The organism is Brevibacterium rongguiense (genome assembly GCF_009857845.1).
GTDB classification, from domain to species: Bacteria; Actinomycetota; Actinomycetes; order Actinomycetales; family Brevibacteriaceae; genus Brevibacterium; species Brevibacterium rongguiense.
Window position 1 is genome coordinate 22,795 of sequence record NZ_WWEQ01000021.1, and the last position, 12,700, is coordinate 35,494.

The 12,700-nt window shown below is 72.6% G+C and carries 12 protein-coding genes; 6 read left to right on the forward strand and 6 right to left on the reverse strand.

Annotated features, from left to right (window positions below; all coding sequences use genetic code 11):
* Positions 1-131: 131 nt before the first annotated feature.
* On the forward strand, positions 132-908 hold the full coding sequence (locus GSY69_RS06590) for an isoprenyl transferase (protein ID WP_160953079.1): 777 nt from the start codon (positions 132-134) through the stop codon (positions 906-908).
* Positions 909-1,177: 269 nt separating this feature from the next.
* Positions 1,178-2,473 carry a PhoH family protein gene (locus GSY69_RS06595; RefSeq protein ID WP_160953080.1) on the forward strand — a complete coding sequence of 432 codons (1,296 nt, stop codon included), beginning with the start codon at positions 1,178-1,180 and terminating at the stop codon, positions 2,471-2,473.
* A 60-nt stretch (positions 2,474-2,533) separates the two neighbouring features.
* Here the strand turns inward: GSY69_RS06595 and GSY69_RS06600 are convergent, their stop codons facing one another.
* The 3 genes from GSY69_RS06600 to glpX form a co-directional block, all read right to left on the reverse strand.
* On the reverse strand, positions 2,534-3,940 hold the full coding sequence (locus tag GSY69_RS06600; RefSeq protein WP_160953081.1) for a class II fumarate hydratase: 1,407 nt from the start codon (positions 3,938-3,940) through the stop codon (positions 2,534-2,536).
* Between the two features lie 89 nt (positions 3,941-4,029).
* Positions 4,030-4,671, reverse strand: coding sequence for a carbonic anhydrase (locus GSY69_RS06605; protein ID WP_160953082.1), 642 nt, complete (start codon positions 4,669-4,671; stop codon positions 4,030-4,032).
* Positions 4,671-5,834 (reverse strand): class II fructose-bisphosphatase, encoded by a 1,164-nt coding sequence (gene glpX, locus GSY69_RS06610; protein WP_160953083.1) that lies wholly within the window; start codon positions 5,832-5,834, stop codon positions 4,671-4,673. The genes GSY69_RS06605 and glpX overlap by 1 nt, the downstream gene beginning before the upstream one ends.
* Positions 5,835-5,900: 66 nt before the next feature.
* Here glpX and GSY69_RS06615 point away from each other — a divergent pair, with 66 nt between their 5' ends.
* Complete coding sequence (locus GSY69_RS06615; RefSeq protein WP_160953084.1) at positions 5,901-6,524, forward strand: DUF4245 domain-containing protein; 624 nt, start codon at positions 5,901-5,903, stop codon at positions 6,522-6,524.
* Positions 6,525-6,602: 78 nt separating this feature from the next.
* Here the strand turns inward: GSY69_RS06615 and GSY69_RS06620 are convergent, their stop codons facing one another.
* A complete protein-coding gene (locus tag GSY69_RS06620; RefSeq protein WP_160953085.1) occupies positions 6,603-6,887 on the reverse strand; it encodes an exodeoxyribonuclease VII small subunit in 285 nt (94 codons plus the stop codon).
* A gap of 1 nt (position 6,888) precedes the next feature.
* Positions 6,889-8,304 (reverse strand): exodeoxyribonuclease VII large subunit, encoded by a 1,416-nt coding sequence (xseA, locus tag GSY69_RS06625; protein WP_160953086.1) that lies wholly within the window; start codon positions 8,302-8,304, stop codon positions 6,889-6,891.
* Positions 8,305-8,412: 108 nt separating this feature from the next.
* Between xseA and GSY69_RS06630 the strand changes: the two genes are divergently transcribed.
* The 3 genes from GSY69_RS06630 to GSY69_RS06635 all read left to right on the forward strand — a co-directional run bounded on the left by GSY69_RS06630 (position 8,413) and on the right by GSY69_RS06635 (position 11,416).
* Positions 8,413-9,471 carry a 4-hydroxy-3-methylbut-2-enyl diphosphate reductase gene (locus GSY69_RS06630; protein ID WP_160953102.1) on the forward strand — a complete coding sequence of 353 codons (1,059 nt, stop codon included), beginning with the start codon at positions 8,413-8,415 and terminating at the stop codon, positions 9,469-9,471.
* A 242-nt stretch (positions 9,472-9,713) separates the two neighbouring features.
* Positions 9,714-10,085: a hypothetical protein gene (locus GSY69_RS15160; RefSeq protein ID WP_202410885.1), complete on the forward strand. Its 372-nt coding sequence runs from the start codon at positions 9,714-9,716 to the stop codon at positions 10,083-10,085.
* The gene (locus tag GSY69_RS06635) at positions 9,977-11,416 is read left to right on the forward strand and encodes an APC family permease (protein ID WP_202410886.1); all 1,440 of its coding nucleotides are present in this window, start codon (positions 9,977-9,979) and stop codon (positions 11,414-11,416) included. The genes GSY69_RS15160 and GSY69_RS06635 overlap by 109 nt, the downstream gene beginning before the upstream one ends.
* A gap of 89 nt (positions 11,417-11,505) precedes the next feature.
* Here the strand turns inward: GSY69_RS06635 and GSY69_RS06640 are convergent, their stop codons facing one another.
* Positions 11,506-12,603, reverse strand: coding sequence for a DNA recombination protein RmuC (locus tag GSY69_RS06640; protein ID WP_160953087.1), 1,098 nt, complete (start codon positions 12,601-12,603; stop codon positions 11,506-11,508).
* Positions 12,604-12,700 lie beyond the last annotated feature (97 nt).

Sequence of the window (12,700 nt, forward strand, 5' to 3'; positions counted from 1 at the left end):
GGCTCCGGGGGGCTCCCGGCCAGGCTCCCGGCTGGACTCCCAGCCGGGGGCCGGGGCTCCGCGCGGGGGCCTGCAGGCGGCCGCTGTAGGCTGTGCGCAGGAAATCCGCTGGTGGAGAGGAGGGGTGGCCCGTGGCCGGATCGGCGCTGTCGTGGCTCTACCGCCTCTACGACAAGCGGATCGCCAACGAGCTCATCCCGGATGAGCGGGTGCCCAAGCACATCGGCGTCATCACCGACGGCAACCGCCGCTGGGCGAAGGAATTCGGCACGACCACGGAGAACGGCCATCGCGCGGGCGCGGACAAGATCGTCGAGTTCCTGGGCTGGTGCGGCGAGGTGGGCGTCGAGGTCGTCACGCTCTACGTCCTCTCGCGCGAGAACCTCGCCCGCTCCGCCGCGGAGGTCGAGGTCCTCACGGAGATCATCGCGGACATGGTTGACACGATCGCGGACACCGCCGGCTACTGCGTCAACCTCGTGGGGGAGCTGGGCCTCCTGCCCGAGCCGCTGCGCCTGCGCCTCGTCTCCGCCGAGCAGCGCTCCGGAGCCGCGCCGGGCGACCGGGTGCGGGTCAACGTCGCCGTGGGCTACGGGGGGCGACAGGAGATCGTCGACGCGCTGCGCTCCTGGCTGCGGGCCACCCGCGACTCCGGGGCGGACGTCGACGCGGCGATCGAGGGACTGGACGAGGAGCAGATCTCCGCGCACCTGTACACGAAGGGCCAGCCCGACCCGGACCTCATCATCCGCACCTCCGGCGAGCAGCGGCTCTCCGGCTTCATGATGTGGCAGTCGGCCTATTCGGAGTTCTACTTCTGCGAGGCCTACTGGCCCGACTTCCGCAAGACGGACTTCCTGCGCGCGCTGCGCAACTTCTCCCAGCGCTCCCGCCGCTTCGGCCGCTGAGCGGCTCCGCCGCCCCCCGTGCCCGAGGCGCGATCGCGCTGAGGCTCGAACGGGCTCGCCCGCTCCTATTCACCCGATCGTCACCGCGGCGCCGGGTTTCGCGGCCGCCCCGCGCCCCGGCCCCGCCCTAGCGTGGGAGCTGCCGGCCAGCGGACCGCCGCGGCGAGGGGAAGCGCCGTGCGGACCACGGCTGGCAGCACGTGCCCAGACCGCCACCGCCCTGCGCGGCAGCCGCTGTTGCGCGAGGCGCCCAGGGAACAGGGGAGCCCATGGACCTCCGCACCTATGTCATCGACACCTCCGTGCTGCTCAGCGATCCGCGCGCCGCACTCCGCTTCGCCGAGCACGAGGTGGTCATCCCGCTCACCGTCGTGGCCGAGCTCGAGGCCAAGCGCGACCACCCGGAGCTCGGCTTCACCGCCCGCCGGGCGCTGGGCCTGCTCGATGAGCTGCGCGCGGACGCCGGCCGCCTCGACGCCCCGGTGCCGGTGGGGGAGGCCGGCGGCACGCTGCGCGTCGAGCTCAACCACGTCGACCCGCAGGGCCTGCCCGTCGCCTTCGACCGCGCGGCGGCGGACACGCGCATCCTCGCCGTCGCCCGCAACCTGGCCGCCGAGGGCCGCGCCGTCACGGTCGTGACGAAGGACGTGCCCATGCGGATCAAGGCCGCCGCCCTGGGGCTGCGGGCCCAGGAGTACCGCGCGGAGCTGGCCGCCGATGCGGGCTTCACGGGCCTAGCCAAGGCCAGCCTGAGCGCCGAGCGGATGGCGCAGCTCTACGCCGAGGGCCGCATCGACGCCCCCGAGTTCGCCGCTGAGCCCGTGCACACCGGGCTCGTGCTCACCTCCCCGCGCGGCTCGGGGCTGGCCCGGGTGGCACCGGGCGGCCGGCTGCGCCTGGTCCGCGGGGACCGGGAGCTGTTCGGGATGCGGGCGCGCTCGGCGGAGCAGCGGATCGCGCTCGACCTGCTGGCAGACCCCAGCATCGGGATCGTCTCCCTGGGCGGGCGCGCGGGCACGGGCAAGTCGGCGCTCGCCCTCATGGCCGGGCTGCAGGCCGTGCTCGAGGACCGCAGCCACGAGAAGATCATGGTGTTCCGCCCCCTCTACGCGGTGGGCGGGCAGGACCTGGGCTACCTCCCGGGCTCCGAGGGCGAGAAGATGAATCCGTGGGCGGAGGCGGTCTTCGACACGCTGGGGGCGCTGGTGAGCCGCAGCGTCATCGACGAGGTCGTCCACCGCGGCCAGCTCGAGGTGCTGCCCCTCACCCACATCCGCGGCCGCTCGCTCCACGACGCGTTCGTCATCGTCGACGAGGCGCAGAGCCTCGAGCGCACGGTGCTGCTCACCGTGCTCTCGCGCATAGGGCAGGGCTCGCGGGTCGTCCTCACCCACGACGTCGCCCAGCGCGACAACCTGCGCGTGGGCCGACACGACGGCATCGCCGCCGTCATCGAGCGCCTCAAGGGCCACCCGCTCTTCGCCCACATCACGCTCGCCCGCTCGGAGCGCTCGGAGATCGCGGCGCTCGTCACCGAGGTGCTCGAGGACCTCGAACTCGTGTGAATGCGACCGCGCGCGGACCCCGGGCGAGGTCCGCGCGCGGCGGCGGGTCGGCTCTGCGGCTCAGCGGTTGTACTCGCCCACCATCGACATGACGTCGAGGGCGCGGTCGAGGTCGGCCTCGGAGATCTGGCCGTCGGAGACGAAGCCCAGGTCGACCGTGGCCTCCTTGACCGTCATCTTGTTGGCCACGGCGTGCTTGGCGATCTTCGCGGCCGCCTCGTAGCCGATCACCTTGTTCAGCGGGGTGACGATCGAGGGGGACGCCTCGGCGAGGAAGCGCGCGCGCTCCTCGTCCGCCTCGAGCCCGTCGATCATCTTCTCCGCCATGACGGCCGAGGCGTTGGCGAGCAGGCGGATGGACTCGAGCAGGTTCGCGGCCATGACGGGGATGCCCACGTTGAGCTCGAACGCGCCGTTCGTCGAGGACAGGGCGACGGTCGTGTCGTTGCCCACGACCTGGGCCGCGACCTGGATCGTCGCCTCGCAGATGACGGGGTTGACCTTGCCCGGCATGATCGACGAGCCCGGCTGCAGGTCCGGGATGTGGATCTCGCCCAGGCCCGTGTTGGGCCCGGAGCCCATCCAGCGCAGGTCGTTGCAGATCTTCATGTAGCTGTAGGCGATGCCGCGCAGCTGGCCGGAGGCCTCGATGAGGCCGTCGCGGTTGGCCTGCGCCTCGAAGTGGTTGCGCGCCTCCGTGATCGGCAGGCCGGTCTGCTCGCGCAGCAGCTCGATGACGCGGCCGGAGAAGCCGTCGGGGGTGTTGATGCCGGTGCCCACGGCGGTGCCGCCCAGGGGGACCTCCGCGACGCGGGGGAGCGCCGACTCGATGCGCTCGATGCCGTAGCGCACCTGCGCGGCGTAGCCGCTGAACTCCTGGCCCAGCGTGATGGGGGTGGCGTCCATGAGGTGCGTGCGCCCGGACTTCACGACGTCGGCGAAGGCCTTGGCCTTCTTCTCCAGCGACGCCGCGAGCGTCTCCATGGCGGGCTTGAGCTCCTTGACCAGCGCGTGGGTGACCGCGACGTGGACGGAGGTGGGGTAGACGTCGTTGGACGACTGCGAGGCATTCACGTGGTCGTTCGGGTGGACGTCCACGCCCTCGGACTCGAGGGCGCGCGAGGCGAGCGTGGCCAGCACCTCGTTCGCGTTCATGTTCGACGATGTCCCGGAGCCGGTCTGGAAGACGTCGATGGGGAACTGGTCGTCGAACTCGCCGGCGATGACGCGGTCCGCTGCGTCCGCGATGGCCTGCGCGCGCTGGTCGTCGATGACTCCGAGCTCCGCGTTCGTGCGGGCAGCAGCCTTCTTCACCTGGCCGAGCGCCGCGATGTTCTGGCGCTCGAGGGTCTTGCCGGAGATGGGGAAGTTCTCCACGGCGCGCTGCGTCTGCGCCCGGTAGAGGGCATCGGCGGGCACCCTGACCTCGCCCATCGTGTCGTGTTCGATGCGGTACTTCTCGCTCACAGTGATCTCCTCGGATCGGCTACTCGGGGTGGGTGGGCGCGGACCGGCGCCCACGGCCCGCACGGGCGGGCGCGGGAGGGGCGGGTGCGCTAGGGCGCGGGTGCCGCGGGCACGTCCGCGGGCGTCTGCGCGACCACCTTAACGCGGCCATCGCCCAGGTGGTAGGTCATGCCGAGCATGACGAGGCGCCCGGAGTCCACCGCGTCGCGCAGGATCCGCGAGCGGTTGTAGAGCAGGTCCACGGTGTCGATCGTGTTCTGCTCGACGGTGCCGTTGACGTCGTCGATCCCGTTGCCGCGGGCGCGCACCACGGACGGCAGCAGCTGGGCGACGACGTCGGCGATGAAGCCCCCGGGGGTGTCGCCGGTGGCGAACGAGTCGACGGCCGCGGTCACGGCCCCGCAGCTGTCGTGGCCGAGCACGATGAGCAGCGGGGTGCCGAGCACCTCGACGCCGTACTCGAGGCTGCCAATCGTCACGCCGTCGGTGACCTGGCCCGCGGTGCGCACGACGAACATCTCACCCAGGCCGACGTCGAAGATCATCTCCGCGGCCACGCGGGAGTCCGCGCAGCCGAACAGCGTGGCGAACGGGGCCTGCGCGGAGGCCAGCGCCCGGCGGCGCGAGGCGTCCTGGTTGGGATGCTCCGGGACATCGGAGACGAAGCGCTCGTTGCCCTCGAGCAGCCGGTCGTAGGCGGCGCGCGGGGTGGCGAAGGTGGGCTCGGGCATCAGACGAGGCCCCGTCGTGCGGCCTCTTCGGCCGCCTCGACGTAGGAGTGGGTCTTGGCGAGCTGGTGCTCGGCGTAGACGTTGCGCACGGTGCCCGAGCGCGAGCGCATGACGAGCGAGTTCGTCAGGACGGACTGGCCGTCGTAGCGCACTCCGTCGAGCAGGTCGCCGTCCGTGATGCCGGTGGCGACGAAGTACGTGTTGTCGCCGGTGACGAGGTCGTCGGTGTTGAGCACGCGGTCGACGTCGAGGCCCGCGGCTGCCGCCGCGGAGCGCTCCTCGTCCGACTGCGGCCACAGCCGGCCCTGGATGACGCCGCCGAGCGCCTTGATCGCGCAGGCGGAGATGATGCCCTCCGGCGTGCCGCCGATGCCCATGAGCATGTCGATGCCCGTGCCGGGCCGGCAGGCGGCGATCGCGCCGGCGACGTCGCCGTCGGAGATGAGCTTGATGCGCGCACCGGCCGCCCGGACCTCCTCGATGAGCGACTCGTGGCGCGGGCGGTCGAGGATGACGACGGTCACCGAGGACATGTCCTTGGGGGTGCCCTTCGCCTTCGCGACGCGGCGGATGTTCTCCGCCACCGGCAGGCGCAGGTCCACGGAGTCCGCGGCGGCGGGGCCCGTCACGAGCTTCTCCATGTAGAACACGGCCGAGGGGTCGAGCATCGAGCCGCCCTCGCTCACGGCCATGACGGAGATGGCGTTCGGCATGCCCTTGGCGGTCAGCGTCGTGCCGTCGATCGGGTCGACGGCGACGTCGACGGCGGGGCCCTGGCCGTCGCCCACCGCCTCGCCGTTGAAGAGCATGGGCGCCTCGTCCTTCTCGCCCTCGCCGATGACGACGGTGCCGTCCATCCGGACGGTGGAGATGACGTTGCGCATGGCCGCCACCGCGGCGCCGTCGGCGGAGAGCTTGTCCCCGCGCCCCACCCACGGGGAGGAGGCGATGGCGGCGGCCTCCGTGACGCGCACGAGCTCGAGTGCGAGGTTGCGGTCCGGCTCGCCCTCCTGCGTGCGCAGGCGCTGCGTCCAGGCGTCGGTCACCGCGACGGGCTCGGAATCGGCGCGCCCGCCGTTGTGGTGGGCCTTGGGCGAGGCGGGCGCCGCCTTCGCCTGCTGCGCGGTGGACGGGGAGTCTTCGGACGGCGTCGTCTCAGTCATGGGACTCATTGTGCCACCCGGCCGTGCGCTTTTGGCCGGCGCGGTGGGCGGCGGCACAATGGGACCGTGAGCGAATCCCAGATCCCCGCGGCGCAGGCGGAGCCGGCCGCGGAGCCCCAGCCCGGCTCCCGCGAGGAGATGCGGCGCAACCGCATGCAGTCGAACTGGGTGAACATGGTCATCGCGCTCGCCGCCTGCATGGCCCTCGTGCTCGTCGCGCTCATGATCGCCCCGCAGCCCCAGGGCGACCCCACCCGCACCGTCGACGCCGCCGCGGAGGCCAGCGCCGCCGCCGGGCAGGCCGGCTTCGACCCCGCCGCCCCGGCGCTGCCGCAGGGCTGGTCGAGCAACGAGGCCGGCCTCGAGCAGATGGGCAAGCCGGAGCTCAAGACCTGGTACGCCTCCTACGTGGGCCCGAGCCAGCAGTGGATCGCCCTGCGCCAGGCGCAGCCGGGCGCCGATGCGGCCGCGTGGGCGACCTCGATCGTCGGCGAGGACGCCGCGCAGACGGGCACGTCGAAGGTCGCGGGCCCGCAGGGGCGCACGGTGGCCTTCGACCGCTACGAGAAGCCGGATCAGAAGCAGGCGCTCGTGGGCACCGTGGGCGACACGACCGTCATTCTCATGGGCACGGCGCAGTGGGACAGCTTCGAGGACCTCGCCGCGCGGACGCTGCGCGCGGCCGCCTGAGCCGGCGCAGTTCCCCAGGCGCCGCGCCCCCGGTTCAGTACCTCTTTCAGTACCTCCCCGGGTCAGTGCCCCGTGGGCTCAGTCGTCCGCGGCCTGCTCGGCGCGGGCCTGCTCGAGGGTCTCCCGGGCGCCGTCGAGCCACGCCTGGCAGCGGTCGGCCAGGTCCTCGCCGCGCTTCCACAGCGAGAGCGACTCCTCCAGGGGCAGGTTTCCCGCCTCGAGGCGGCGCACCGTGGTCACGAGCTCCTCGCGGGCCTGCTCATAGCTCAGTGCGGCGAGCTCCTCGCGCAGCTCCACGTCGCCCGTGGGCTCCTGCCCGGCCTCCCGCTGGGCCTTCGCGTTCGCTGACTCCGTCTTCGCCATCTCAGTCCTCTTCTCTTGCCGGGGCCGTGGGGGAATCTGCCGTGGGGGAATCGTCTGCGCCGGTGTCTGCGGCGCCGCCATCGGCGGTGCGTGCGTGGGCGGCGCTCGCACGTGAGGCGCCGGCATGAGCGGTGTCTGCATCCGCAGCGTCGCCGGTGACGGCGACCCGGAACGCACCGTGCGCGACGGTGACCTGCAGCGGCTGGCCGGCCGAGACCTCGGCGGCGGCGCGGATCGCCGCGCCGGCCTCGTCCTGGACGACCGCGTAGCCGCGCTCGAGCGTCTTGAGCGGCGAGAGCGCCCGGACCTGGGCGCGCAGGTGCTCGATCGCGGAGGCCTCCTGGGCCAGCCCCGTGGTCTGGGCGCGCAGGGCGCGCTCCCGCAGCGCCGCGACCTCCGCCTCGCGGCCGGTGATCATGGACAGCGGCTCGGCGAGGACGGGCCGGCTGCGCAGCGCGGCGAGCTCCGCCGCCTCGCGGGCCAGCAGCCGGTCGAGCGCTCCGTCGAGCTGCGCGCGGGCCTGGAGGATGCCCAGCTGCTCCTCGGCCACATCGGGCACGACGCGCTTGGCCGCGTCCGTGGGGGTGGAGGCGCGCAGGTCCGCGACGTCGTCGAGCAGCGGGCGGTCGGCCTCGTGGCCGATCGCGGAGACGACCGGGGTCTGCGCGGCGGCCACGGCGCGGATGAGCGCCTCGTTGGAGAACGGCAGGAGGTCCTCGAGGCTGCCGCCGCCGCGGGCGATGATGATGACGTCCACGCCCGCGTCCGCGTCGAGCTCGGCCAGCGCGCCCATGACCTGGCCCACGGCGCCGTTGCCCTGGACGGCGACCTCGCGGATCTCGAAGTCGACGGCGGGCCAGCGCAGCCGGGCGTTGCGCACGACGTCCTTCTCCGCGTCCGAATCGCGGCCGGTGATGAGCCCGATGCGGCTTGGCAGGAAGGGCAGGGCCCGTTTGGCGGCGGGGTCGAAGAGGCCCTCGGCTCCCAGCTGCGCGCGCAGGCGCTCGAGGCGGGCGAGCAGCTCGCCCAGGCCCACGGCGCGGATGTCGTTGGCGCGCATCGACAGCCGCCCGGCCTTCGTCCAGAAGTCGGCCTTGACGTTGACGACGACGTGGGCGCCGGGCTCGGGGACCGCGGGCATCCGGTCGAGGACGTTGGCGAAGACCTGGACGGGCAGCGACATCTCCTCGTTGAGGTCGCGCAGCGTGAGGTAGGAGACCTTGCCGCGCCGGTTGAACTCGATGACCTGGCCCTCGATCCACACGGCGGACATGCGGTCGATGTAGCGCTTGATGTTGGCGCTCAGCAGCGCCAGGGGCCAGGGCTGCTCGGGGGAGGTCTCACCGGCCGTGGCCGGCAGCGCCTCCGGGGGCGCCGCGCCCAGGGTGCCGGGGGTGCCGGAGATGCGCTGGGCCACCGCTCACCGCCTGTTCATTGCGTGGGAATCCTGCGTGTGGGGGCAGTCTAGCGTGCGGTCCGGACACGGCCTTCCTAGACTGCACGGGTGACCTCCGTGACCGTTCCCGTGCCCGCGCTGCCGCGCCGGCGCGCGGCGCCCGCCGAGATCCGCCCGCCCCGCGGGGGCGCCAAGCGGGTCCTGCTGGCCGCGCCGCGCGGCTACTGCGCCGGGGTCGACCGGGCGGTCATCGCGGTGGAGCGGGCGCTCGAGCTCTACGGGGCGCCCGTCTACGTGCGCAAGCAGATCGTGCACAACCGGCACGTCGTGGAGACGCTGAGCGAGCGCGGGGCCGTCTTCGTCGACGAGACCGCTGAGGTGCCCGCCGGCGGCCGCGTCGTCTTCTCCGCCCACGGGGTGGCGCCGGCCGTGCACGCCGAGGCCGCCGAGCGCGAGCTCACGACGATCGACGCCACCTGCCCGCTCGTCACCAAGGTCCACCGGGAGGCCGTCCGGTTCGCCCGCGACGGCTACCGCATCCTGCTCGTGGGCCACGCCGGCCACGAGGAGGTCGAGGGCACGATGGGTGAGGCGCCCGGCGCCATCACACTCGTCCAGACCCCGGAGGAGGCGCGGGCCGTCGAGGTGCCCGGCGAGGAGCCGCTCGTGTGGATCTCGCAGACGACGCTGAGCGTCGACGAGACGATGGCGACCGTGGAGATCCTGCGCGAGCGCTTCCCGCAGCTGTCCGATCCGCCCAGCGACGACATCTGCTACGCCACGCAGAACCGTCAGGTCGCGATCAAGAAGATCGCGCCGGGGGCCGACCTCGTGCTCGTCGTGGGCTCGGCGAACTCCTCGAACTCCGTGCGCCTCGTCGAGGTGGCGCTCGAGCAGGGGACGGCGGCGGCCTACCGAGTGGACTTCGCCCGCGAGATCGACGAGGCCTGGTTCCACGGGGTCGCGACCGTGGGCGTGAGCTCCGGGGCGTCGGTGCCCGAGGCGCTCGTCGAGGAGGTGCTCGCGCTGCTGGCCGACTACGGCTACGCAGACGTCGAAGAGGTCCGCACGGCCGAGGAGGACCTCATGTTCTCCCTGCCCCGCGAGCTGCGCGAGGACCTCAAGGCGCGCGGCCAGGAGTCCTCGAACAAGAAGGGCGGCGCCGACCGCGCCCACGAGCTGCGCTGAGGGGCACCGCCCCGCGCCGCCGCCCGGTCGGCTCCGAGCGCGCCGCCCTGGTGGCCGTCACTACGGACCGCCATTGTTGACCGCCGCGAAAAAGTGACCCCCGCAACGGCATGTGAGTTGTATTACCCAACGGTCGGGCGTAGCGTGGCGCTCGCTTCGACGGTCGAACGGCTGCGATTCTGCCCCCTGCAGAGCCTCCCGTGCCCGTCGGGGCGATCCTGTCGCCGACTCGAGGAGAGACCATGTCGGATGCCGAAGTGGCTCCGCAGAAGCAGAAGGGCTTCGAGGACCAGCCCGCCCTCAAGCGCAACCTGGGGATGATCTCCCTGACGTTCATGGGCGTGGGCTCGATCATCGGCTCCGGCTGGCTGTTCGGCGCCTACAACGCCTCGATGATCGCGGGGCCCGCCGCCCTGTTCTCGTGGCTCATCGGCGGCGTCATGATCCTCGCGATCGGCCTGTGCTTCGCCGAGCTCGGCCCCATGTTCCCGGTCGCGGCGGCGTGGTGCGCTACCCGCACCTCACGTGGGGCTCGCTCGCCTCGTTCGCGCTGGGCTTCGTCATGTGGATCGCCGCCGCGGCCACCCCCGCCATTGAGGTGGAGGCGGTGCTGACGTACGCGACGAAGTTCGCGCCATTCACCGAGGCTGTCACGTCGGCCTCCGGCACCACCGCGCACGTCCTGACCCCCATGGGCATCGGCGTGGGCATCGTGCTCATGGCCGTCTTCACCGCCCTGAACTTCTTCGGCGTCAAGCTCTTCGCCCGCATCAACGACGGGCTCGTGTGGTGGAAGCTCGCGATGATCGTCCTCGTCGTGGTCGTCTTCCTCTTCTGCGCGCTCACCACCACGAAGATGGGCACGCCGGCGAACTTCACCTCCCACGGGTTCGCGCCCAAGGGCTTCGCCGCGGTCCTCACGGCCGTCGCCACCGCCGGCATCGTCTTCGCGTACACCGGCTTCCGCCAGCCCATCGAGCTGGCCGGCGAGTCGAAGAACCCCAAGCGCAACATCCCGCTGGCCATCATCCTGTCGATCGCGATCTGCGCCCTCATCTACGCGGGGCTGCAGGTGGCGTTCACGATCGGCGTGCCCACGGACCTGCTCAACGAGGCCGGCTCCTGGGCGGGTCTGAAGTTCGAGGACGACTTCGGCCCGCTGGCCGCGCTGTCCACCCTGGCGGGACTGAGCTTCCTCGCGGTGCTCCTCTACATCGACGCGATCATCTCGCCGGCCGACACGGGCCTCATCTTCACCGGCGTGGCTGCGCGCATCTCCTACGCGCTCTCGCGCAACGGCAACGCCCCGCGCGTGCTGGGCACCGTGAGCAAGCACGGCGTGCCGGCCGCCAGCCTCGTGTTCACGTTCGTGATCGGTTGCGTGCTGCTCATGCCGTTCCCGTCGTGGCAGGAAATGGTGGGCTTCATCACCTCCGGCTCCGTCATCTCGTTCGCCGCCGGCCCGCTCGTGCTCGCCGCGCTGCGCCGCCGGATGCCCAACCACGGCCGCCCGTTCCGCCTGCCCGGCGGTGACGCGCTGCCGCTCATCGCGTTCTTCTTCGCGAACATGATCGTCTACTGGGCGGGCTGGGAGACGAACTCGAAGCTCTTCATCGCGATCGTCGTGGGCTTCGCGCTGCTGGGCCTGACCTACTTGTTCGGCCGCGGGGCCGACCACATGTCCGCGCTGCACGCCAAGCACGGCATCTGGGCCGTCGTGTGGCTCGCGGGCCTGGCGGCGATCAGCTTCTTCATGGACGCCGAGCGCAATGCCGGCGCCGATCCGGAGGCCACGCCGCTCGTGTTCTGGCTGGCCATGCCGGTCACCGCCGTGTTCAGCGTGGTGATCTTCTACTGGGCGCAGGCGACCATGCTGCCCCAGGAGGAGGTCGAGGAGCGCGTCGCGGCCTTCGAGCACGAGGCGGCCTCGGCCAAGGAGGAGTGAGGACGGGCACTCCCGTGACCGGGCGCGGCGGCACGCCGTAGCGCCCCGCCCCCGCCGGAGCGCTCAGCGCCCGGCGGGGGACTCCGCGCTCACTCCGCGCTCAGCTCGGCGGCCGCGGCACGGCGCACCTGCGCCTGTGCCGCGGCCGCCGGTGCGATCTCCTCCGTGCTGATGCCGGTGGCGGGGAACTTCCGCGCGCAGACGAGGAAGCGCGATTCGAACGACCCGATGAACGCGTTGTAGTCGCCCACCGCGCGCTCGAGGCTGCCGCCCAGGCGCCCGAGCCGCTCGCCCAGCAGGCCCGCGCGCTCGTAGAGCTCGCGGCCCAGGCGCAGCACCTCCTGGGCCGATTCCCCGATCGCCGCCTGCCGCCAGTTGAGGGCGGCCGTCTTGAGCAGCACGAGCAGCGTCGAGGGCGAGGCGAGCACGACGTTCTTCGCCATCGCCTGGTCGATGAGCTGCGGGTACGCCGCCGCGGCTTCGCTGAGCAGGCCGTCGGTGGGCAGGAAGCACACGACGAACTCCGGGGCCGGATCGAAGGCCCGCCAGTAGGCGCGCGCGGCCAGCGCATCGACGTGGCGCAGCAGCGCGCGGGCGTGGTCCTCCTCCTTGCCGCCGCCCAGGCGCGAGCTCAGCGGGGCCTTCGCGTCCACGACGAGCGTGGACCCGCCGGGCAGGTGGACGACGAGGTCGGGCCGCAGGGCCGTGCCGTCGCGGTCGGTGCGGGACACCTGCTCGTCGAAGTCCACGTGGGGCAGCATGCCGGCGTGCTCGACGATGCGGCGCAGCTGCACCTCGCCCCACTGGCCCCTCCGAGCGGTCGAGTGCAGGGCGCTCGACAGGCGCCCGGTGGACTCCTGGAGCGTGCGGTTCTGCTCGCTCAGCCCGCTGATCTGCTCGCTCAGGCGTGCGAGCTGGTCGATGCGCTCGCGCTCGTGGCGCCCGACCTCGGACTGCAGCGTGCGCACACCGTTCGACAGCGGCCCCACCGCCGCGGTCAGCTCGGTGGCCAGCGCCGCATCGGCCTCGAGCGCTGCGTTGCGCTCGGCCAGCAGCCCGCGCGCCGTCTGCGCCTCGGCGAGCCGCGCGGCCGTGCGGGCCCGCACGGCCATCGCGCCCACGAGCGCGCCCACGGCGAGGCCGAGGAGGAGGAAGACGACGGCGGTGACGATGAGCGAGGTTTCCATGCCACCAGTGTGGCCCGGGGCACGGACACGGGCGCTCCGACGGCCGCTCCGGCCGGGCCCGACGGGGTGCGCCGCATACGCGTCCGAGCTCATGACC

Coding starts and splice junctions, on each gene's coding strand:
- GSY69_RS15160 (WP_202410885.1), top strand. CDS start 9,714: ATGTCGGATGCCGAAGTGGCTCCGCAGAAGCAGAAGGGCTTCGAGGAC.
- GSY69_RS06605 (WP_160953082.1), bottom strand. CDS start 4,671: ATGCCCGAGCCCACCTTCGCCACCCCGCGCGCCGCCTACGACCGGCTG.
- GSY69_RS06595 (WP_160953080.1), top strand. CDS start 1,178: ATGGACCTCCGCACCTATGTCATCGACACCTCCGTGCTGCTCAGCGAT.
- GSY69_RS06640 (WP_160953087.1), bottom strand. CDS start 12,603: ATGGAAACCTCGCTCATCGTCACCGCCGTCGTCTTCCTCCTCCTCGGC.
- GSY69_RS06620 (WP_160953085.1), bottom strand. CDS start 6,887: ATGGCGAAGACGGAGTCAGCGAACGCGAAGGCCCAGCGGGAGGCCGGG.
- glpX (WP_160953083.1), bottom strand. CDS start 5,834: ATGACTGAGACGACGCCGTCCGAAGACTCCCCGTCCACCGCGCAGCAG.